Here is a 21,682-nt window from a genome sequence, read left to right as displayed (position 1 = left end):
ACACATACTCAGCCCAGACGGAGTTCCTCCGCCTGCTGCTTGCTCGCAGCATTCATTTGGCGGAGAGTCAGTGTTCTGCACTAAGGAGTAGCTCGTTCCGTGTCCAAGCCCAGACAAGCCTTGGTTTTCTCACGGGCGCGATACAAAAGGCACAGGCTGGACTTGGCTGTCGGAGGCGGGGCTTGTCGACCGCTCGATGGAAAGTGAGATGCGAGGCGGAGAATCACCCATGTGCAGAGCGGCAAGGCGCTCGCCTACCTCCCTGTCATTCACCGTTAGCCGATGGTTTAGACGAAGATAGTCCGTCCATGTCGGCGTGCGGAATGTCTCGGTCCAAAGCGTCGACTTCTGAAGGTCGCGCTGGAGGGTCCAGCCCCGCGCACCGGCGCGGCTCTGAACGCGCCGCCTTTCGCGCATGCAGCTCAGAAATTCATCGATACTCTCCTCGAGTATCGAGTACTCCATCTTGATCACGATCGGACCGCTCCTGGGCTTCAAAGGGAGGGCCAGTTCTGGTGGCCTGAAGTCGACGGCCGCTTGATCCGATTCCTCCCATAGCCGCACCGGCAATAGCTTTCCCACAGCCGCGACCAGCAACAGTGCCGCTGCAGCACCTTCCAAAGCCCACGTCAGCGAATAGTACTGCGCGACAGCACCCCAGATCCAGCTACCCGCTGCCATGCCGCCGTAGGTCAGGGCGTAATAGATGGACAGGGTGCGACCAACGACCCACCTTGGGCTTGCCAACTGCACACACACGTCGGTTCCGGTCCAGGTGACAACCCAGCCAGCGCCACCGATTGCAAGCGCGATCGCCGCCACAGCCACCGACGATGTGAGGGCCATCAAAAGGCAGCACGTTGCGCAAGCAACGGATGCGAGCGTGATCAATCGGTTCTGGGACGTGATGCGTCTCAAGTAGCTGCTGCCAATGCCGGCGATGAAGGCGCCTGTACCGAAGCCGGCCAATAGCACGCCGTACACAACTGGCCCTCCCGCCAGCTGGTCGCGAACCAGGAGGGGGAGCAAAGCAAGGATCGAGATGCTTGATAGCCCGAACAGGGTTGCACGCACGATCGCCACTCTGATCTCTGAGGATATCGCCGTGAATCGCATGCCATCATGAATGGCCGTAGTCATCCGCTCGCGCGGAAGAGGCGAAGAGCGAACTTGCCATTGTGAGCGCAGAACAGCGCTCAACGGGACCAGGTCACTTAGCGCAGCGAGGGCGAAAGCCGTAAGGGGGCCCAGCAAAGCTAAGATTACACCGCCCAGCGCCGGTCCTATGCTGCGAACCACGTTGTACCCCACCGACATCAGCGTCACTGCAGCGGGTATGTCGCGCTTTTCCAGGATATCGCCGACCGAGGCGTGCCAGGCTGGATCGTTCAAGGCAAAGCCGCATCCGGCCAAGAAACTCAGTCCCAGGATTAGCCATGGACTAGCAAAGCCCAGTCCCACAGAGAGTGCCAGCGCCGTGGATGCCAGTGCGATCAGGCAGTGTCCGGCAAGCATCACGCCACGGCGGCTGAAGCTGTCTGCAATGGCTCCAGCAAGGATCGACAAGAAGAACGCGGGCAGTGTCGATGCAGCCTGTACGAGCGCAACCATCAGATCGGAGGCTGAAATCGTGGCCATGAGCCAGCTTATAGCCACGCTCTGCACCAGCCAGCCAAGGCTGGATATCTGCGTGGCTGTCCAGATAGAACGAAAGACCGGGTTGTGAAGAGGGATCAGTGTGTTTGCCGCAAAGCGCGGAGGATCTTGACGCCGCATCACTTCTCGCCTCCACTGGGTGTCGTTCTTCCGCTCATTTTGCTTACCAGCGGTGCGCTCTCTGCACAGACTGCGTCACAACGAAGTTCCGAGATCGCGCTCGCAACAAGGACAATGTCGCATCCACGGTGCTGATGCGCGTTGAGGTACCAACCTGGCCGTTAGCTGATGGGTCCCGCAGCCCGCTTGGTGCGGTCGGTTCTGCCCTGCGACTCTTGGCTTTGGACGGTGCTAGCGCCCCGATGGCCGGCTTGTCAAACTGCCGTAGTGCCAGCACATCCATCCCATCTGTTGAACGCGATCTCCGACGAGGTCGAGCAGCAGTAGGTCAACGGCAAATCTGGGTATTTCCGCTTCCGGTCGAGCGCGTGGCCATCGTCCAGAAACCCGAAGACGTTCATCACCCATGCGACCACGCGCCCGAGACGATGCGACACGGCGATAGCGGTTCACCAGAGGACGTGCGTTCTGCTCAGCAGGAACATTGTTCTGCCGATCGTCGGCTGCGCCAGCAGCCACATAAAGCGGCGCCAGAGTTCTTGCACGCGTCATTGGACTCCCGCTTTGCAGGTTTCGCCTAGGGCCTGCATCAGGTCATCGATAATGTCCTGAGGATGTTCAAGCCCTACAGAAATTCGCAGCAATCCGCCTGGCGCTTTGGACTTCGCACCTTCAACGGATGCGCGATGCTCTATCAGAGAATGCGTCCCGCCAAGGCTTGTCGCCCGGACAACAATCTTCAGGCGGCCGGCCACGGCCATTGCAGCATCGGCTCCGCCCTCGACGATAAAGGATAGCATCGCTCCGTAATGGCTCATTTGCCGCGTAGCAAGATCGTGTCCCGGATCAGTTTGCAGACCAGGAAAGAGCACTTTTTCGACGCGCGGATGAGACGCCAGGGCCTCGGCCACTTTCTGGGCGCCTTCGCAATGGGCGCGCATGCGGACCGGCAATGTCTGCAGGCCCCGCAACGCCAGCCAACAGTCGAAGGGCGCTGCGACGCTGCCCTTGTGTTTCTGGACCATCCGCAATGGGCGACCGAGGGGTGACGCGTTTGGGACAATGACTACTCCGGCCATCAAATCCGAGTGGCCGCCAATGTACTTTGTCGCCGAGTGCATTACCGCGTCTGCCCCGATTTCGAGTGGCAGTTGAAGCACTGGGGTGGCCCAGGTGTTGTCCACCACCGCCAAGGCACCGGCCTCGTGCGCGATTGCGCAGATGGCCGCAATGTCGACAACGCGGATCATCGGGTTTGACGGCGTCTCGATCCAGACGAGGCCAGTCCGCTTCGATGTCACCGCGGCGCGCAAAGCGTCCAAATCGCGCATGTCGACTGGGGCAAAGTCGAAGCGAGACCCAATGTCGGTCTCTTCGATCAGCGAACGAATGCCGAAATACATGTCATCCGGCAGAACGATCCGACCCGCCGACGGATGGCTCTCGAAAACTGCAGCGATTGCGGCCATGCCCGAAGCGAAGGCGATGCCGTCTTCCCCTCCCTCAAGCATCGCCATGGCCGCCTCGAACGCATTGCGTGTAGGATTTCCATCCCTTGTGTATTCGAAGCCGGACGGAAATGACCCGTTGACACCGCGTTCGAACGTCGTGCTGGTGTGCAGCGGCATGGATACGGCCCCGTGGACTCGTCGACCCCTCGGCCGCAGTGTATCGCCTTCGTCTCAAAACGCATCGGTTATTTCCTTCCTAACGGGCAGTTGCAATTTCGCCCCGGTCATTATACTGACCGCAATAGGTGAGCCGAGGTCCTAAGTCAATATAATGACCGATGTTACGACAGCGATGGGTTCCGAGCAGGTGCTTGGCAAAGCGATAGCGGTTCGAATCCGAGACTTGAGGCGCGACCAAAATCTGACCCTGGATCGACTGGCAAAACTGAGCGGCCTGTCCAAGGGAACCGTGGTCGCGCTGGAGCAGGGTAGGGCGAACCCCAGTATCGGCATACTGTGTCGGCTGGCGGCGGCGTTTTCGCTCTCGGTGGCCGATTTGTTGAACGAGCACCCTTCCACGGTGTGCCTTCCCATCGAGCGGACAGAGACCAGGAGGCTTTGGACGAGCGCCAAGGGAAGCTCTGCACAACTGCATTCGTCGACCTCGGGACGCACGATGTTCGAATTGTGGAGCTGGGTCATTATGCCGGGCGACGTGTTTTCCGCGGATGCTCATAGTCCGGATACGCGCGAGTTGATCTCGGTCAGTCAGGGTGCCCTGAGCGTTGTGGTAGGTACCCATGTGGTAATTTTAAGCGAAGGCGAGAGTGCGCGGCTTGTCACTGACCAACCGCACTCATACGCGGCGGCATCTGATGTGCCCGCCCATTTCTCGATGGCGGTTCTTGAGCGTGGTGGACACCGAGATCCGGGGCACTCGTCGACGGCAGCGAAGATTCAGGAGCCCGTTCCGTAAGGCTCCGCCGATTACTAGCAACCGCACATTCGCGACAGGAGATAAACCGTTGTACGTTCCGCCTCATTTTGCCGTCCCTGATCAGAACGCCCTGTTCGAGCTTATCGAGAAACACCCGCTTGGTATCCTCGTCACCCAAAGCAAAGGCACACTGGACGCGAACCACCTCCCCTTCGAGCTTGACCGCTCGAAGGGAGACAAGGGCGTTCTCAATTGCCATGTCGCTCGCAAGAACCCAGTCTGGGAGGAAGTCGCCAATGGCGATGAGGTTCTCGTAATCTTCCGTGCGGCCGACGCTTACATCTCGCCGAACTGGTATCCAAGCAAGCACGAACTCCACAAGCAGGTGCCGACGTGGAACTATCTCGTCGTCCACGCCCACGGACGCATCACTGTCCGGGATGATGAGCGGTATGTACGCCGTAACGTGGCGAAGCTCACTCATATGCAAGAAGCCTCGCAGCCTGCCCCGTGGAAGATGGGCGACGCGCCGAAGGACTTCATCGACACGATGGTTAAGGCAATCGTCGCCCTGGAGATCGAGATCACCGGCCTGGTTGGAAAATCAAAACTCAGCCAGAACAAAGACTTGCGCGACATTCAGAACCCTGGTGAAATGCTGCGTGCCCAAGGGGCCATTGCGATGGGAGAAGCGATGCTCGCGGCTGCGGCGGCCAAATCCCAATAGCATGTGTCTTGTCCCGACAAAGCCGCTGGTGCCGGCTTCCGACGGGTCACCTAGCCCGCCTTGACGCACGGCAATAGCTTTTGACGGCCTGAAGCGACGCTGTGGTCACCGTTGTGATACTTTTCCACGCGCCTGGTCAGGCGGCAGGATTGCTCCGTCGTGACCGACGGGTTCGTTTCAGGCGCCTGCGCCCCCTCGTATGTCCGCGACCAGCCGCGCAGCGGTTTATGAGGCGCAATCGCACGCGTTTCGAAGCCACGTACCTTGGGCGGCAAGCTCGACCATGCGCTCGACGCAGCTCCAAGTGCGGCCCCGTCAACGATCTCCTTGAACCTGCGGAACTTGCCCGAAAGCACTTCTCTTACGGGAGATGATTGGCTTTGTCGCCGAACCGACTGATGGAGATGGTGGCGGCGCCGCCGTAGCGATCAGACCCGCCTTGCAGCGCAATGGCTACCCGGGCGCGACTGGGAGATGCGGGCGGGACTGTGGAGCTGCGGAGACGGAGCGGATCGGCATGGAGCCGTGACCGCTTGCGATCTGGCTCTGGAACGAGTTAAGGAAGCGCGGACTTCCGATCGTGTCAAGCGCCGCCCTCTCGATGATGCCGGACAAATCGGGCCGCCACGAGCGGCGGGCCTTGCTCAGATCGGACGGACCCGATGGTTTAAGCAGGTTCGCATCAAGAGCCACGGCACCTGTGTCGTGCGGGTGCTGCTGTCGGCACGTGACCTTCTCGTCAGCGAACAGATGCCTGGGCTTCTTAAGGCCTTCGGCGTCATATTCGGCAAGAAGATCGATGCCCAGGTGATCCTACACATGCTCAGGATACAGGCGACGCAGGTCTACCATGATCCGCTGCGAGCCGGCATCAACGAAGTGCATGAACTGTCGAAGACACATGAAGCGATCGCCAGGGCCAAGACCGAGATCCAGCACCGCATGCTGACACACTACCAGCCGCTGTATTTTCCCGAGATCGATCGCTTCCGGGGGAACAGCCGCAGCGATCGGTTCTTTGCCTTCCTCCATGCCTTTCCGACCCCAGCAAGCATCACGGCGCTGACGAAGGAGGAGTTTGTGGCAGCAGCTTGGGATGCCGTCGGCCGCAAGGTCAGCAAGACACAGATTCTGATGGATATTTTCGAGACGGCGCGCCCATCGATCGGATTGCCGCTGCCACTGGATGACTTGATGCGCCTGCCATTCGCATGTTCCAGATGGTCATTGACGAAGCACGCAGCCTGATCCGGCAACATAATGAGATCGAAGCACAGGCCGACGATCTGCTGCGGCACAGCCAGGATTATCAGCTCCTGCGACAAATCCCGGGCATCGGACCGATCGAGGCATTGACCGTCATTGCCGAAGCCGGCGATCTTCGCCGCTTAGGTCATCATCGCCAGTTTCTAAAGTTTTGCGGGCTGGACCTCTCGACACAGAAGTCCGGTGAGGCCAGACCCGCCTTTCCAACCCAGGCACACGACCCATTCAATAGCATTCCTAAGCATACTGGCCAGGGCGACCTCGACCCCCCTAATCACAGCGGTGAGCTCGCAGGCGGGGTCGATGAACACTATTGATTGGCCGAGCTTGAGCGGCATCTCTATCACATTGATAGCCTATTAGGCTGGTCCGGCGTTTTATCGGACCCATGATCCATCCGAGCAGCTTGTGAGGGATGCAGCCGAACCAGGCGCTGCTCCCACAGTCTTCGCAGGTCCTCCAGCAGAGCTTCATGCTTAGCCTGATCCGGCGCAATTATATTGAGGTGATCGCTTAACACGGCTTCGCCCTCAATCCGCATCAGCAGATTAAACAGGTCGTTTGAAATTCGCACACTGTCAATGCTGGAGTGGTTCGGAATAATCTCGCAGACAGTCTCCTGATGATCTCGCGCTGTGTAAGCACGGGTTTGATGGAGGGAGACTGAGGGAGGCAATGAAATCGCAAGCGCAGTCCAATCCTGCAGCGTTGCAGCCCGTTTTTTTACCAAGAAGGGCCCGACCACAAGTCCATCCAGCTCTGTCGTCAAAAATGTGGCAATCGCGTCTGCAACCGTATCCACGATCGGTTCAGCATTGTTGTTAAAGGACGTATTGAGCAGAATTGGAGTGCCTGTCCGCTTCTTGAACGCATTGATGACCTCCCAGTAAGCGGGGTTGGCATCGCGCGATACTGTTTGCAGCCGAGCCGTACCGTCGACGTGCGTAATGGCACCCAACAAGGCGCGCTTTGAGTCACGCACGCGAACGACGAAATTCATGAATGGAAATTCGTGCTTACCGTCCGGGAGGTCGAAAAATTCGCTCGCATCCTCTTCCAGCACAGATGGTGCGAAAGGCCTATAGCCTTCGCGCTTCTTGACCATGGCATTGATCCGGTCCTTGTTTGCAGCGGGCCGAGGGTCGGCAAGAATGCTGCGGTTGCCCAGCGCACGTGGCCCAAACTCCGAACGACCCTGCACCCAGCCGATCACGGCGCCGTTGGTGATCCAGTGGGCTGCACTGCTCGCTACGTCATAAGAGCGTTCAACCTCGAGATGTCCGGACCATGCATTCAGTTCCTGTTCCACGGCGCGGTCGCTCCCGAGATCAGGACCCCAATAGACCTCCTGCAGTCGCTCACGCGGCGCGGGGCGGCCCATCTCGTTAGAGACTATCAGCGCAGCTCCCAATGCGCAGCCAGCGTCGTGAGACGCGGGTTGCACGAAGATATCTTCGAAAAGCCCTGAATACAGCAGCTTGCCGTTCATCGTGCAGTTGTGGGCTACCCCTCCCGCCAGACACAACCGCTTCATGCCGGTGGCCTCACGGTGGTGCCGGAGAATGTGGAACACGATCCGCTCAAGCGCTTCCTGCAGTGACGCACTCACATCTCGATGCTGCTGGGTGAAAGGCATTCCCTTTCGCCTGATCTCGATGTTGCGGAGCAACGCCGGACCGATGCGGTCGAGGTGAACACGGTAGCCACCGTTGGCGGAGAGCTCGTAGAACTGCTCGAAGAGCTCGCGATAGGGAGCGGGGTCGCCATAGGGCGCGAGTCCCATTACCTTATACTCGTCGAACATGCCGTAGCCGAGACAGCGGATCGTCTCGAGATAAAACAGCCCAAGAGAATTGTCCTCCGGGAAAGCCTCGATTTGCGTAATTTCTGTGCCAGACCCTACCGCCACAAGGCCCGACAGGAAATCACCACAGCCATCAATCGCTAGAATGAGACTTTGTTCGAAGCCCGACATTGCAAAGGCGCTCACGGCGTGCGCCTGATGATGACCTACGAATGAAATACGCGAACTGTCCAACTTAGTGCCGAACTCACGCGCTAACAGGTTCTGCACCAACATTTTAGCATCCAACGGAGTGGAGAGAATGTCCGGTTGGGAAGCGGACATACCTTCAAGCATGGCGTTGGCATAGGGCTCGCTGGCGTAGACCGCGACACGATCAATGTCGCTGAGCTGAACCCCGGCCGTCGAGAGACAGTATTGAATCGAACCACTTGGCAGCTTGTTCGAGTGCTTGATTCGATTGAGGCGTTCCTCTTCTACGGCGGCTATCACCTTTCCGTCTCGGACGAGCACCGCGGCGCCATCGTGCATAAAGGCGTTCGGACGCTCGAATCGGTTTTCATGGACTTGGTCAAGTCCGCCGCTGATTCCTAGGCACAGCATTTCTTTCTCCAAATAGTAACGGGAAGCCAAATTGGCTTACCTCGACTGTTTCCAACTAAATAGGCCGTGTTGTCGCCTGCAGCTGCGACCGCCCGTCAGGCATCAGCGGCATCGAAGAAAGCCTCATAAACGATCAATGAGATGCTTCGACTGTGACGCCTACAGTGCCATCACGCCGAGAGCTTGGCTGGATCATCCAATCCTGAGCGGCTGCTGACATGTATCCGGCGATGTCGTTTTCATCGGCAGAACCAACTAGCGATGCCGCCTGTTCTTGGGAAGGGCGGCCGTCGACGAATAACAGTACCGCCCCCGTGAACTGGCCCGATTTCATTCTCCGAAGCGACCATGGTCGCACCGCCCGACTTTGTCGGCCAGTTGCAACTCACTTTCTCGGCACGACCTCCACTGCACGTCAGGGCGCATCGAAGATTTTCTCCTTTGGATTATTCCTAAGGCAGCTTTCGTCACGCGATAGAGCAGCGTGTGATTGGTGCGTGAGGCTCTTTTTTGTCCATGCACGATTCCGGAAGAGTGATGAAATCGATTGTTTTGATCAAAGTCATCCACGCTATGAATAGTAGCCGCAGCAAATGCGTTTCAAAGCGCTTCAGGCTTCCCGGATGGCTACTCCGATGTGAAGCGCATGGCATTCCAAGCGCTCTGTCAACTAAACGATGAGTATCGGCGTCGACCCTCATTGCCTTCGTCTTCGCGACTCCGTGACAGCGGCTGGCATTGTGTTTGTAGGGCATCGGGCGAAGATCATGTCGATCGGCCATCTCGCCTGCCTATCGGCAAACCCTTGAACAATGATCCACGCACCAGCGCGATTGTGATCACGAGCGCCTCTGAGCTCGGGAGGTTCGGTTTTCTGAGGGTTCCTGGGTCTCCGAAGCGATGGAGGTAGCTAGCCTTCCTGGTGCTATACGGTTGTGCTCTTCATGGAGTGGACGCATTTGCGTCTCGAAAGCGGTTCTTCAGTGGAACCGGCGCCAAGGCCCGTCTGTGGTCGTTCAGAACACGGGGTGCCGTCTCCAAACCGGATATTGGAGCGGGCAGCCGCCGGAATTTGACCCATGGAGATGAGCGCCTGTCAGGAGGCGTTCGAAAACGGCGCGATCTTCATCGCGGCTGTTTCATGGTGTCATTCCTGACATGTTCTTTATAATCGGCAGCTTGCGGATAGTCTTGCCCGTCGCCGCCCGTAGCGCGTTGGCGACGGCCGGGCCGATCGGCGGCACACCTGGCTCACCAACTCCCGTGGGCGGCTCCTCGGACGGCACAATGTGCACCTCGACTCGCGGCATCTGCTCGATCCTGAGCGGTGTATAGGTATCGTAGTTCTCTTGGTCTACGACACCGCCCTTCAGGGTCAGCTCCTCCTGGAGGATCGCGCCTAGCCCGAAGCCGATACCGCCCTCCATCTGAGCGCGAATCTGGTCAGGATTTATCGCGGTGCCGCAATCTACCGCGCAGACGACGCGGTCGACCTTGAAACCATTTTCATCGTTGAGGGTGATCTCCACCACATCGGCGACATAGGTCGAGAGGCTTTCATGCAGGGCCACGCCGCGGAAACGGCCTTCCGGCAGAGGCTTGTCCCAGCCTGCCTTCTCAGCAGCCACTTTAAGCACGGCGGCATGCCGTGGATGGTGACCGAGCATTGACAAGCGGAAGTCGACCGGATCACGGTTCGCAGCGGCGGCGAGCTCATCGATCAGGGTTTCCACCGCGTAAGCGGTGTGGGTGGAGCCTACCGAACGCCACCACAGCACCGGGATGTTCACGTCCGTGGTGGTCAGCTCGACCTTCAGGTTCGGGATCGCATAGGGCAGGTTGGTGGCGCCCTCTACGGAGGTTGGATCGATGCCGTTCTTGATCATCGCCGCAGAGGTCGAACCGCCCAAGACCGATTGGCCCACGATGTGGTCATGGAGAGCGACGACATTGCCTTTCTTGTCGAGCCCCGCCTTGACTGCGTGCACATAGGCCGGCCGGTACCGCCCACCCCGCATGTCATTCTCGCGGGTCCACTGCACCTTCACTGGCTTGCCGCGTCCCAGTGCACGCGCTGTGGAAACAGCTTCGATAATGACATCTGCATCCAAGACCGCGCGGCGGCCGAAACTGCCGCCGGTCTTCATCACGTGCAGCCTCACCTTGTCCGGCGTGGTGCCGCCTACCTGAGCGGCAGCCGCCTGATAAAGGTCGGGCATCTGGTGTCCGCCCCAGACGTCGATGGTGCCGTCTTCGTTGATTCGGGCGGCCGCGTTGAGTGGCTCGATCGAAGCATGGACAAGATAGGGGAATTCGTAGTGCCCCTCGATGATTTTCTCAGCACTGGCGAACGCTGCGGGAGTGTTACCGTCGTCGCGCGCGGTGGCCGCGCCCAGATCGTCTGCTGCCTTGTTGTATTCGGCCATGATCTCGGCCGTGCCGCGCCCTTCGGCCTTCTCCTCGTTCCAGGTCACCTCCACGAGGTCGCGGCCCTTGAGCGCCGTCCAGGTGTCCCTGCCAACCACGGCAATGCCTCGCGGCGTCTGGACGACATCGACAATGCCGTCGAGTGCCTTGGCCTTGGTTGCGTCGAAGCTCTCGATCTCGGCGCCGAACTTCGGCGGATGGATCATAACGGCCGTCTGGAGTCCCTCCATCATGAGGTCGATCGTGTAGGTCTGCGCGCCATTGGTCTTGCCGGCGGAATCGTAGCGCTTGAGGCTGTCCGATCCGATCTGGACCCACTTGTCGCGCGGCTTTAGCGGCACGTCGTCGGGAACCGGCATTCCCGCTGCGGCTTCAGCCAGGTCACCGTAGCGCGCCTGCATCCCTGAGGCGTGCGACACGACCCCGGAAGCGACTTTGATCTCGCCGGCTGGCACATCCCACCGCTGCGCCGCGGCTGCCACCAGCAAGGCCCGTGCGGCAGCACCCGCCTTGCGGTAGCGTTCCCACGACGAACTCATCGACGTGGAGCCACCAGTTGCCTGTGCGGCCCCGCCCCAGGCGAGATTGCCGTAGAGCGCGGTATTGCCATATCCGCCGACCACGTCCACCTGCGCCCAGTCGCCGTCGAGCTCTTCCATAACCAGGGTGGCGATGCCGAAATAGGAGCCTTGTCCCATCTCGAACTGCGAGGAGTAGATGATGATTCGGTTCTCCTTTGTGATCTCGACATAGGTCTGGAAGGGGTTCGCCTGAACCTTTGCAGTAGTCGTTTGTGCGATGTCGGACGCCGCCAGCACTAGCCGGTAGCCCACGGCGAGGCCAGCGGTGGTGACACCCGCGCCGACGAGGAACCGGCGGCGCGTGGGCCGCACGGAGTTATGCTTCGAGAGAAACTGCGACATGCCTCAAGTCTCCAGCCGGTTGGCGGTCTCGTGGATGGCCGCGCGGATGCGATGATAGGTGGCGCAGCGGCAGAGATTGCCGCTCATCGCCGAATCAATATCATCGTCCGACGGCTTAGGCGTCTCTGTAAGGAGGGCCACGGCCGACATGATCTGGCCAGACTGGCAATAGCCGCATTGAGGTACGTCGAACTCGGCCCATACGGCCTGGACCGTTTCGCCTATCTTGCCCGACACACCCTCAATGGTGGTGATCGAGGCTCCTTCGATGTCGCCGACTGCGGTCTGGCACGAGCGCGTTGGCATGCCATTAACGTGAACCGTGCAAGCGCCGCACTGGGCAAGCCCGCAACCGAATTTCGTTCCCGTGAGTCCGATGACGTCACGGACCGCCCAGAGCAGCGGCATCTCTGGATCGACGTCGAGTGTTCGCGCCTCGCCATTGAGGGTAAAAGCGACCATTGCTTGCTCTCCTTGTCCTGAGCTGGCTATCTCGTTGAGCCTCCGCCCGCCTGGCAACCGAGCTCTTGTTGCTGAGGCCTAGCCGACCACACCCTAGGAACGCGCAGCTCAAGCAACAAGCCGCTAGGTTGGCGAGTTACGAGATCGTGAAGTGGGTCGTGTCGAAAGGCTGGAGGCAACTGAATGTCATTTTTTGGGCGGACAGGCCGCTTTAGGCTGGGTTACACGAGACTGGACATTCGGGTCGTCGCGAACATCGACCGCTGGTCGGCCGCGTCCGGCAGGGCCCTGATTGGCTACACGAAATGAAATGGGACGACTATCGATGGGGGCCTACCTCGACCCGCAACCTCCACGACTGGACCCTCAGGTTTCCGGCTATCGTCCCGGGCGGTGGCCGAGCTCGGCGCCTCGGACGCGATAATAGACGGTGAGGCGTTCGTCGTTGACCAGAAGGCTTGTCGCGCATTCCTAGTCTTCAGCGGGCTCTTGGCCGCGGCGGGAGACGTCAGGACCATGCTTGCCGGCTTCGACCTGCTCAAGATCGACGGCGAGGGTCTTCGCGATCGGCCACTCGTCGATCGGCGCAAACCGCTAGTTAACCTGCTGAGACGCCGCCAAACGGCATCGTTCTGAGCGACGAGATCAGCGGCGGCAGCGACATTCTCGCGCAAGTCTCCCAGTTCGGCCTCGACGGCATCGTCTCCAAGCTGCGTGTCAGTCCATATCGATCCGGCCGGCGCCAAGAATGGGTGAGACAAAATGCGTGCTGAGTGATGAGTTCATCGTCATCGGCTGCGAACCCGGCAACATTACGGCGGTCGGGAAGCGTGCTCTGGCGAATGTCGAGGACGGAAATCTGGTGTTCGCCGGCGGCATTGGCACCGGCTTCAATGCGCGCACCGGGCCGGAAGTAAAGCGCCGGCTCGATGCCATTCCAATGGATAAACCACCGATTCCTAGTTTGAAGGCGAACGGTGCGGCATGGGCGGAGTGCCCTGCGCAGTCTGTACCTCCGCAGTCGATTGTCGAGTTCGAAGGGAGTGTGATTGGCGTCGAGACCGCTCCAGCCATGGCTATCAGCACGCCGAGTGCGTTGTTTTCGATCAGTTCTCGAAATGAGCGGGTAAATACATGACACTTCCTTTCACTTGCCGAACGGGGTTTGCTGTTCACCGGCTGGCATCCGATGGCAAGCGTTCCAACGCGGCGGCGATCTGGCGCTTCGCTGCTGGGGGCAGAGGCAGGATGGGACGCGGGGGGTCGGCGCGGCAAATGTCGAGCAATTCAGCGAGTGCATAGACGACGCGAAGGCTCGAGAACTCCTTGAAGAGGCTCCAGATCGGGACCAGCGCGGCATCGATCCGTCGCGCTTCGGCCGCATCGCCCTGTTGCGCCGCTGTGACGATCGTCATGCAGACCTCGGGCAGGATGCCCGCGAGGACGCTGTACCATGTGTCGGCGCCGGCGATCATGGCCTCGGCGGCGTTCCAGTCGCCGCTGTAGCCAATCGAGAACCCTTCCGGCAGTGTGCGCCTCTGGGCGGTCAGGTGGTTCTTGATCGCATCGCTTTTGTCTGTCGGATTCTTGATGGCGACAATCCCAGCCACCTTTGCCAGGCGGCTGACAAGGGGTGGACTGAAATGGAAATGCGTCGTTCCTGGATTGTCGTAGACGACGATCGGCAGGCCACTTTCGCGCGCCACAGTGGAGAAATGTTCGAACACCTCGTCATCAGTAAGCGGGGTGTAGGAGGCGGCGGCAAGCAAACCCGCGGCAGCTCCAAGGGCCTTGGCGTCCTGCGCGAGCCTCACGGCTTCGTCGGTGCGCAGCGCGCCTATACCCACCACGACCGGCATTCGCCCTGCGGTTTCGTCCAAGGTCTCGGCGAGCGCCCGCCGCCGTTGCTCCCGCGACAGATACATGTATGTGCCGGTGCTGCCGAGAAGACCGATTGAATGGACCTGAGCGGCGCCAAGCCGAGAAATCAGCTTGCGCAGACCAACGCTATCGACACGGCCGTCACGATCGGTCGGCGTAATGGGGAACGCGGAAAGACCGCTCAGGAATGCCATGGCAAGGCTCCAGGTTCATGCGTGAGCGCAAGGGTGGCCACACGACAGGTCATCATAAGCCGTCCAGACCGCGCCGCAGGTCTGCGATGAGGTCATCGGCGTCTTCAAGACCCACCGAGAGACGCATGAGGTCCTCGCCCACTCCATCGGCCAAATGGGCATCCTTGCGGATCGGCTGCCGAGCACGGGTGAGGCTTGCTGGATGATAGATAAGGCTGTCGGCATCGCCGAGGCTGACGGCGCGAGTGATCAGGTTGAGCCGGTCCATCATCAGGCGCGCTCCTTCGTATCCAGCGTGGAGGCCAAAGGCCAACATGCCCGATCCGTTGGACATCTGTTTTCGCGCCGTCACCTGATCAGGGTGCGAGTCGAGGAAGGGATAACTCACAAATGCCACTGCCGGGTGCGCTTCCAGCGCCCGAGCCACCGCAAGGGCCGTGGCGCTGTGCCGTTCCATGCGCAGCGTCAGCGTCTTCAGACCGCGCAGGATCAGGAAAGCTGACATGGGCGAGAGCGCTGCGCCGGTGATGTAGCGCAGGCCGGTTTCATGCAGCGTGCGGAGCGTTTGCGCGTCGCCGAGAAGCGCTCCGCCAAGGGCATCGCCATGACCATTGATGTACTTGGTCAGCGAGTGGAGCACGATGTCCGCCCCGTGCTCAAGCGGTCGCTGGAGCGCGGGCGAGGCGAAGGTGCTGTCGACTGCAACCCTTACACCGCGCTCGTGAGCGCGCTCGGCAATTGCCGCGATGTCGAGGATGCGGCTCAGCGGATTGACCGGCGTCTCGAAGAAAACCAGCCGCGTCCGCTCGGTGATCGCGGCATCGAGATTTTGGGGATCGGACAGATCGACCGCGACGACCTTGATGCCGAAGCGGGGGACCGCCTGTTCGACCATGGCAAGCGTGTTCGCATAAAGCGTCTTGTGGACGATGAGTTCATCGCCTTGGGACAGGAGCGACAGGATCAGCGTGCCGAAGGCCGCCATCCCCGAGGCAACAACCAGCCCCGCCTCGGCTCCTTCCAGATTGGCGAGCCGCTGCTCGAGGATCTCGGTCGTCGGATTGTATTCGCGCGCATAGAGCCGTCCACCAAGAGCGGCGGCGGCCTCGTTTGCTGCCACGCTTTCGAACCCATAGGTTGACGTCAGGAACACTGGCGGCTGGACGGCATTAGAAAAGCCGGCCGGATCGTAGCCATGATGGATCGCCCGGGTGGCAAATCCGGGGCTGGTGCGGTTGAGAGACCCCGTTGGAGCATCGGTTTCGGATTGATATTTGCGGGTCATTCGGCCTCTGAGATCTTTCTTGGGCTCCGAAAACATTGACGGCAAACTGGCCGATGTGAAATATCCAGTTGGCGATGAAAGAGATGGTCCAGTCTTCAAGTGCCGGGTCTGCAGCGCGCTCGCACGCGATGGGTGCACGCCAGATATACGAAGCCCTTCGCGAGCAAATCCTCGGCGGCGTCTACGAAACCGGCAGTCAGTTGCCATCCTCCCGGGCCCTGGCAAATGACCTCGGCGTTTCGCGAACCACGGTAACGGTCGCCTATGAGCAACTGGCTGCGGAAGGTTTCATCGAAGCCCGTCAAGGCGCGCGACCTCGCGTTGCGTCTTCGTTGATTGGCCATGAGACGGGCCGCACTCACGCGAAACGGGTCGGCCCAATCCACCTGTCCGCATATGGCGAGCGGCTGCGCGCGACGTCACCCTGGCCAGATTATCTGCCGACTGGGCTGAAGGTCGAGTTCCGCTATGGGGACCTGGCACCGTCGGATTTCCCATCATTGGTCTGGAAACGCGCGATGAACGAGGCGATGGGGCAGCGCCCGCTGCGTCTTGCCTATGACGATCCTCGCGGCTCGCGCCGGCTCCGCCAGGCGCTTCAAGGATATCTCTGGCGCGCCCGGACCCTGAGCTGCGACCTCGACCAGATCATCATCGTCAGCGGTTCGCAGCAGGGCCTTGATCTGTGCGCGCGCCTGCTTCTCGATCCCGCCGACCGCTTCGTCATCGAGGATCCGTGCTACAGGATGGCGCGTCAGGTCTTTGCCAGTACGGGTGCCTCACCCATCCCGGTCATCGTCGACGAAGACGGGATGAAGACCGAGTTGCTGGCGGGGATCGGGGCACGACTGGCTTATGTCACGCCATCGCATCAGTTTCCGCTGGGTGGCGTTATGCCTATTGCGCGCCGCCACCAACTCTTGGAATGGGCGCGGCACAACAACGCCTATGTGATCGAGGACGACTACGACAGCGAATATCGCTACGACATCAATCCGGTTCCACCGCTGCACAGTCTCGAGGACCACGGGGCTGTCATCTATCTCGGCACGATATCCAAGACGCTCTCGCCAATGCTGCGCATCGGCTACCTCGTCGTCCCACCCGAATTGCAGGAGGTCTTCGCAAACGCCAAACAATTCGCAGACCGGCATTCGCCGGTCGCTGAACAGGAAGCGCTGGCATCTTTGGTCGAGAGCGGCGGCTACGAAAGCCATGTGCGCCGTGTGCGCAGGCTGAACGGCGAGCGTCGGGAAATGTTGTTGGATGCCTTGCAGCACAGCTTCGGGGATCGCATCACTGTCCAGGGAGCTGATGCGGGACTGCACGTCGCGATTTGGTTCAATGACCTGCCACGATCGCGGGAAACGGCCTTGGTCGAATCCGCCCGCGACGCTGGCCTGGGGCTACACCTGATCTCGCCGCTCTACGAACGGCCATCGGACGAAGGCCGCACCGATCGCGTCGGACTTGTCATGGGCTATGCCGCCTTGAGCATTCGGCAGATCGGGAAGGGCGTTGAGGTCCTGCGAGAGGTTGTCAAGCAGGTGCAAGACGCGATGCCGGTGCGGAACAACTGAGACGGGGGACGTCGAAAGCTGGCGCTGCAAGCAATCCTAAGGCCCACCCACATTTCGTGGCAAAGCCAACTGGACTGGGAAAACGCCATGCAACTGGTGCTGTTGATCAGGCCAGTTTGGCGGCAGATTTTGGTGCGAGACGAATTTCCGAGAGCGATGCATGATCTGGCAAGGAAAGCTGCTTCACATCCATATCGCGCCCGCTGCCTCCTATGAAATGGAGGAGCTGGCGCAGGCGCAGCTTATTGCCGGCCAAGGCATTGTCGGAGACCGCTACTACCTGGGGACGGGGACCTATTCGGCGCGTCCTGACGTTCGGGAGGTGACACTGATCGAAGCTGAAGTTCTGGACACCATCGCGAAGGGCGAGCCCAGGATTCCGGGCTTCAAGGCCAAGCTCGCACCCGAAGATCACCGGCGCAATCTGACGACACGAGGCGTTCCGCTTGGCCATCTTGTCGGCAAACGCTTCCGGGTCGGGGAAACGATCCTCAGAGCCGCCCGGATGAATGTGCCGTGCAAGTATATCGAGGAGTTGCTGGGGCTTCCGGGTCTCTACGAGGGGCTTCTGAACCGCTCCGGCCTGAACTGCACAATCGAGGTCGGGGGCGTGATCCGCCCCGGTGATCTGATCTTGCCCATCGACGAGTGAAACGCCATGGCCTCGCCGCGTATTATCATGAAGCTGACCGTGACCGCTGTCCGCAAGGAGCCGGGCGACGTGCTGGTCATCGACCTGAAACACCCACGCAAACCTGTGCTGCCGGCGTTCGAAGCGGGTTCTCACGTTGATGTCCATCTTCCCGAAGGAAAGGTACGTCAGTATTCACTTTGCGGCGACCCGACCGAGCTCAGCTGCTACATCATCGCGGTGAAGCGCGAGAATGACGGCCGTGGCGGCTCGGCGTGGATCCACGAAACCATTGTCGTCGGCTCCACACTGCCTGTCTCCACGCCACGCAACCATTTTGCTCTCAAGCCAGGCGAGGGGCCGACTTTGCTGCTGGCAGGGGGGATCGGGATCACCCCGGTTCTGGCCATGGCGCGCGCGCTCGCCCGGCAGGCCAAGCCCTTCGAGTTGCACTATTTCACCCGCGGCCGGGCGCTCACGCCACTCTTGGAGGTAATCGAGGACGATCTTCCTGGCGATAATGTTCGGTTCCATTTCGACGACGAGCCGGCGACCCGCCAGGACATCGCCGCGCTGCTGGCGAACCGTTCGGCCGAGGCTCAGGTTTACTATTGCGGGCCGCCCGGATTCATGGCCGCCGTGGGGCGGGCGGCTGAACCCTGGCCCGAGGGCACGGTTCATTTCGAAACTTTCCAGCCTCCCGAGTTTGATGGCGCGCCACCGGAACCATTCGTCATAGAACTCCGTGCGGGCAGGGTGGTTGAGGTTTCGGCTGAGACCACGGCACTGGCCGCCTTGCGTGCGGCCGGTGTGCCGTTGATGGCCTCGTGTGAGAACGGGGTGTGCGGGACCTGCGAATGCGCAATGCTGGCGGGACAGCCGATCCATCGGGATGCCGTCCTGTCCAAAGAGGCACGCGGCCACCGCTTCATCCCCTGCGTGTCGCGCGCGACAGGTGTGTTGAAGCTCGATCTTTGACCATTTGGGCGGGGGTCCTGTGAGACCGGCAGCTGATTTGCGGGAAACTGAATGACGAGGAAACTGGAATATCTGAACGAGATCGAGCGCTGCGTCTCCTGGCTCGCAGCCTGGACGATCCACCACGCCAACCACCTCCGCGAGGGCGATGAGATCAAGGTCGGGGGGCATCAGGCCTCGTCCGCGTCGCTGAGCACCATCATGACCGCGCTCTACGGTTCGGTCCTGCGCCCGCAGGATCGGGTGGCGGTCAAACCCCATGCGGCGCCGATCTTCCATGCACTTCAGTATCTGGCGGGCAACCAGACCCATGAAAAGCTCATGAACTTCCGCGGCTACAAGGGCGCGCAGAGCTATCCTTCGCGGACGAAGGATGTCGACGATGTCGACTTCTCGACCGGGTCGGTGGGTCTCGGCGTTGCTCAGACGCTGTTCTCGTCGCTGGTGCAGGACTACGTCTCGGGTCACGGCTGGATGAAGGAGCGTTCCGAGGGCCGAATGGTCAGCCTGATCGGCGACGCCGAGATGGATGAGGGCAACATCTACGAGGCCCTGATCGAAGGCTGGAAGCACGGGCTCAGGAACTGCTGGTGGGTGGTCGACTACAATCGCCAGTCGCTCGACGCCGTGATCCGGGAGGGCCTCTGGCAGCGGTTCGAGCAGATTTTTCGCAACTTCGGCTGGGACGTGATGGTCCTGCGCCACGGCGCTCTGCAAGAGGCTGCCTTTGCCGAGCCGGGGGGCGAGAAGCTGCTCGAGTGGATAGAGCGCTGTCCGAACCAGCTCTATTCGGCGCTGACCTTCCAAGGGGGGGCTGCCTGGCGCAAGCGGCTGCTCGACGAGATCGGAGACCAAGGGCCGGTCACCACTCTGATCGAACGCCGCTCCGACGACGAGTTGCAGGCGTTGATGACGAACCTTGGCGGGCATGACATGCCGAGCCTCCTCGAAGCCTTCGAGGCGGCGTCCAGGCATGACCGTCCCGTCTGCTTCATCTGTTACACCATCAAGGGCTACGGTCTGCCGCTTGCCGGACACAAGGACAACCACGCGGGGCAGATGACGCCCACGCAGATGGAAGACTACCGCCTGCAGATGGGCGTAAAGCGGGGTGAGGAGTGGGACAAATGGGCGGCCGCCACCTTGCCGGAAGCGGAACTTGACGCCTTCTTCGCAAAAGCGCCGTTCTTCAGTGAGGGGCGTAGGAGGCTGTCTGCGCCTTCGGTGCCGGTGCCCGAAACCCTTCCGTCACCGGGGCAGCCCGGCAAGCCGCTCTCGACCCAGATGGGCTTCGGCCAGATCCTGAACGACATCGCACGCGAGCGCAGTCTGCTTGCCGACCGCATTGTGACCACCTCGCCCGATGTGACGGTCTCGACCAATCTCGGTGGCTGGGTCAACCGGCGCGGCCTTTTCGCCAGGGAGACCATGGCGGACACCTTCAAGGCCGAACGCATTCCGTCGACCTTTACCTGGGAATTTGGGCCGAAGGGGCAGCACCTCGAGCTCGGTATCGCCGAGTCGAACCTGATGATCATGCTCGGGGCGCTCGGTCTCTCGCACTCGATCAATGGCGTGCGCCTGCTGCCGATCGGGACAGTCTATGATCCCTTCATCTACCGATCGGCCGACCAGCTAAACTACGCCTGCTATCAGGATGCGCGCTTTATGCTGGTCGCAACGCCCTCGGGCGTGACGCTGGCGCCCGAGGGCGGGGCACACCAGTCGATCGGCACCCCATTGATCGGCATGGCGCAGGATGGGCTTTGCGCCTTCGAACCGGCCTTCGTCGACGAACTGTCCGTGATCATGCGCTTTGCCTTCGATTACATGCAACGTAATGGCGAGGGGGATCCGGATGAGACGACGTGGCTGCGTGATCAGACCGGAGGATCGGTCTATCTTCGCCTGTCAACCCGGCCGCTCGAGCAGCCGCTGCGCGACATGAACCCGGCGCTCGCGCGGGACATCGTCAATGGCGCCTATTGGCTGCGTCCGCCCGGGCCGAACGCGAGTGTCGTCATTGCTTATCAAGGCGTTGTCGCGCCGGAGGCGATTGCCGCGACGGGTCTTCTGGCGGAGGACCGGCGCGATGTCGGGCTGCTCGCGATCACCTCCGCGGACCGGCTTAATGCGGGCTGGCAGGCGGCGGAACGAGCCCGGCAGCGTGGCGCGATTGGCGCCCTGAGTCATATCGAGCGGCTGCTCGCGCCGCTATCGCGTGACTGCGGCATCGTCACCGTGATCGACGGCCACCCGGCGACGCTCGCGTGGCTCGGTGGGGTTCACGGGCATCGCGTGAAGGCGCTCGGGGTCGAGCAGTTCGGCCAGACGGGGACTATTGCGGACCTCTACCGTCACCACGGCCTGGACACCAACGCCATCGTACATGCGGCACAGGCGGTGAGTGCGGGACCGGCTGTTCGCTACCGGAAGGCGCTGCCTTGACCATGAGCTACCGGACGGTCAGTGGCCGGTACGGATCGGCTGTTTCCACGGGCGTTCCGGTTCGCTTCAAAGCGGACAGGGCCAGGGACACTGTGGACGTTCTGATCGCGCTAGAGCAGAATCTGATCACTCAGGCTCGTATCCTGCGGCGCAGAAGTAGTTTGAGCACTCCTCGGCGGTGAAGCGTGGCAAGGCGTCGCGGATTGCGTCCCAAAGCTCGGGGATGTTGCGTGCGGCGGCTTTCCTGAGGATCGACTTCAGCTTGGAGAAGGCATTCTCGATCGGGTTAAAGTCGGGGCTGTAAGGCGG

Annotated in this window: 15 protein-coding genes and 1 pseudogene; 8 read left to right on the top strand and 8 right to left on the bottom strand. The window is 60.8% G+C overall.

Going from position 1 to position 21,682, the window contains the following annotated elements:
* Positions 1-129 precede the first annotated feature (129 nt).
* Both NKI35_RS22845 and NKI35_RS22840 read right to left on the bottom strand, forming a co-directional pair.
* The gene (locus NKI35_RS22845) at positions 130-1,776 is read right to left on the bottom strand and encodes an MFS transporter (protein WP_352514727.1); all 1,647 of its coding nucleotides are present in this window, start codon (positions 1,774-1,776) and stop codon (positions 130-132) included.
* 548 nt (positions 1,777-2,324) lie between these two features.
* Positions 2,325-3,404 (bottom strand): trans-sulfuration enzyme family protein, encoded by a 1,080-nt coding sequence (locus NKI35_RS22840; RefSeq protein WP_352741552.1) that lies wholly within the window; start codon positions 3,402-3,404, stop codon positions 2,325-2,327.
* 154 nt (positions 3,405-3,558) lie between these two features.
* Between NKI35_RS22840 and NKI35_RS22835 the strand changes: the two genes are divergently transcribed.
* From NKI35_RS22835 to NKI35_RS22825, 3 genes and pseudogenes are all read left to right on the top strand, one after another.
* Positions 3,559-4,203: a helix-turn-helix domain-containing protein gene (locus NKI35_RS22835; protein ID WP_352596190.1), complete on the top strand. Its 645-nt coding sequence runs from the start codon at positions 3,559-3,561 to the stop codon at positions 4,201-4,203.
* A gap of 49 nt (positions 4,204-4,252) precedes the next feature.
* Complete coding sequence (locus NKI35_RS22830; protein ID WP_023783766.1) at positions 4,253-4,891, top strand: FMN-binding negative transcriptional regulator; 639 nt, start codon at positions 4,253-4,255, stop codon at positions 4,889-4,891.
* Between the two features lie 798 nt (positions 4,892-5,689).
* Positions 5,690-6,351 (top strand): annotated as a pseudogene (locus tag NKI35_RS22825) (transposase); the annotation flags it as partial.
* Positions 6,352-6,500: 149 nt separating this feature from the next.
* On the opposite strand, the gene NKI35_RS22820 reads toward NKI35_RS22825, so the two are convergent.
* From NKI35_RS22820 to NKI35_RS22810, 3 genes are all read right to left on the bottom strand, one after another.
* Complete coding sequence (locus tag NKI35_RS22820; RefSeq protein WP_352596297.1) at positions 6,501-8,564, bottom strand: carbamoyltransferase family protein; 2,064 nt, start codon at positions 8,562-8,564, stop codon at positions 6,501-6,503.
* 1,139 nt (positions 8,565-9,703) lie between these two features.
* A complete protein-coding gene (locus tag NKI35_RS22815; protein WP_352514725.1) occupies positions 9,704-11,914 on the bottom strand; it encodes a xanthine dehydrogenase family protein molybdopterin-binding subunit in 2,211 nt (736 codons plus the stop codon).
* A gap of 3 nt (positions 11,915-11,917) precedes the next feature.
* Positions 11,918-12,376 carry a (2Fe-2S)-binding protein gene (locus tag NKI35_RS22810; RefSeq protein WP_023708041.1) on the bottom strand — a complete coding sequence of 153 codons (459 nt, stop codon included), beginning with the start codon at positions 12,374-12,376 and terminating at the stop codon, positions 11,918-11,920.
* Positions 12,377-13,124: 748 nt separating this feature from the next.
* On the opposite strand from NKI35_RS22810, the gene NKI35_RS22805 reads away from it, so the two are divergent.
* The gene (locus tag NKI35_RS22805) at positions 13,125-13,514 is read left to right on the top strand and encodes a hypothetical protein (protein ID WP_352741551.1); all 390 of its coding nucleotides are present in this window, start codon (positions 13,125-13,127) and stop codon (positions 13,512-13,514) included.
* 34 nt (positions 13,515-13,548) lie between these two features.
* Here NKI35_RS22805 and NKI35_RS22800 read toward each other — a convergent pair whose 3' ends face one another.
* Positions 13,549-14,451, bottom strand: coding sequence for a dihydrodipicolinate synthase family protein (locus NKI35_RS22800; protein ID WP_352519756.1), 903 nt, complete (start codon positions 14,449-14,451; stop codon positions 13,549-13,551).
* A 52-nt stretch (positions 14,452-14,503) separates the two neighbouring features.
* The gene (locus NKI35_RS22795; RefSeq protein WP_023692489.1) at positions 14,504-15,736 is read right to left on the bottom strand and encodes a trans-sulfuration enzyme family protein; all 1,233 of its coding nucleotides are present in this window, start codon (positions 15,734-15,736) and stop codon (positions 14,504-14,506) included.
* A gap of 74 nt (positions 15,737-15,810) precedes the next feature.
* Here NKI35_RS22795 and pdxR point away from each other — a divergent pair, with 74 nt between their 5' ends.
* The 4 genes from pdxR (at position 15,811) to NKI35_RS22775 (ending at position 21,373) form a co-directional block, all read left to right on the top strand.
* The gene (gene pdxR / locus NKI35_RS22790; RefSeq protein WP_352741569.1) at positions 15,811-17,316 is read left to right on the top strand and encodes a MocR-like pyridoxine biosynthesis transcription factor PdxR; all 1,506 of its coding nucleotides are present in this window, start codon (positions 15,811-15,813) and stop codon (positions 17,314-17,316) included.
* A 160-nt stretch (positions 17,317-17,476) separates the two neighbouring features.
* A complete protein-coding gene (locus NKI35_RS22785) occupies positions 17,477-17,968 on the top strand; it encodes an MOSC domain-containing protein (RefSeq protein WP_352514723.1) in 492 nt (163 codons plus the stop codon).
* A 6-nt stretch (positions 17,969-17,974) separates the two neighbouring features.
* Positions 17,975-18,925, top strand: coding sequence for a PDR/VanB family oxidoreductase (locus tag NKI35_RS22780; protein WP_352514722.1), 951 nt, complete (start codon positions 17,975-17,977; stop codon positions 18,923-18,925).
* A gap of 51 nt (positions 18,926-18,976) precedes the next feature.
* Positions 18,977-21,373 carry a transketolase gene (locus NKI35_RS22775; protein ID WP_352514721.1) on the top strand — a complete coding sequence of 799 codons (2,397 nt, stop codon included), beginning with the start codon at positions 18,977-18,979 and terminating at the stop codon, positions 21,371-21,373.
* Positions 21,374-21,499: 126 nt separating this feature from the next.
* Here NKI35_RS22775 and NKI35_RS22770 read toward each other — a convergent pair.
* Positions 21,500-21,682 (bottom strand): transposase (locus NKI35_RS22770; RefSeq protein WP_352741550.1); only part of this gene is annotated, 183 nt, incomplete at its 5' end.

The organism is Mesorhizobium sp. M0676 (genome assembly GCF_040320535.1).
GTDB lineage: Bacteria > Pseudomonadota > Alphaproteobacteria > Rhizobiales > Rhizobiaceae > Mesorhizobium.
This window is presented reverse-complemented; position numbering and strand designations above follow the sequence as displayed.

Bases quoted from the DNA above. Each gene is read 5' to 3' on its own strand.
- NKI35_RS22845 (WP_352514727.1), bottom strand. From the start codon at position 1,776: ATGCGGCGTCAAGATCCTCCGCGCTTTGCGGCAAACACACTGATCCCT.
- NKI35_RS22840 (WP_352741552.1), bottom strand. From the start codon at position 3,404: ATGCCGCTGCACACCAGCACGACGTTCGAACGCGGTGTCAACGGGTCA.
- NKI35_RS22835 (WP_352596190.1), top strand. From the start codon at position 3,559: ATGACCGATGTTACGACAGCGATGGGTTCCGAGCAGGTGCTTGGCAAA.
- NKI35_RS22820 (WP_352596297.1), bottom strand. From the start codon at position 8,564: ATGCTGTGCCTAGGAATCAGCGGCGGACTTGACCAAGTCCATGAAAAC.
- NKI35_RS22815 (WP_352514725.1), bottom strand. From the start codon at position 11,914: ATGTCGCAGTTTCTCTCGAAGCATAACTCCGTGCGGCCCACGCGCCGC.
- NKI35_RS22810 (WP_023708041.1), bottom strand. From the start codon at position 12,376: ATGGTCGCTTTTACCCTCAATGGCGAGGCGCGAACACTCGACGTCGAT.
- NKI35_RS22805 (WP_352741551.1), top strand. From the start codon at position 13,125: ATGGGTGAGACAAAATGCGTGCTGAGTGATGAGTTCATCGTCATCGGC.
- NKI35_RS22800 (WP_352519756.1), bottom strand. From the start codon at position 14,451: ATGGCATTCCTGAGCGGTCTTTCCGCGTTCCCCATTACGCCGACCGAT.
- NKI35_RS22795 (WP_023692489.1), bottom strand. From the start codon at position 15,736: ATGACCCGCAAATATCAATCCGAAACCGATGCTCCAACGGGGTCTCTC.
- pdxR (WP_352741569.1), top strand. From the start codon at position 15,811: ATGAAAGAGATGGTCCAGTCTTCAAGTGCCGGGTCTGCAGCGCGCTCG.
- NKI35_RS22785 (WP_352514723.1), top strand. From the start codon at position 17,477: ATGATCTGGCAAGGAAAGCTGCTTCACATCCATATCGCGCCCGCTGCC.
- NKI35_RS22780 (WP_352514722.1), top strand. From the start codon at position 17,975: ATGGCCTCGCCGCGTATTATCATGAAGCTGACCGTGACCGCTGTCCGC.
- NKI35_RS22775 (WP_352514721.1), top strand. From the start codon at position 18,977: ATGACGAGGAAACTGGAATATCTGAACGAGATCGAGCGCTGCGTCTCC.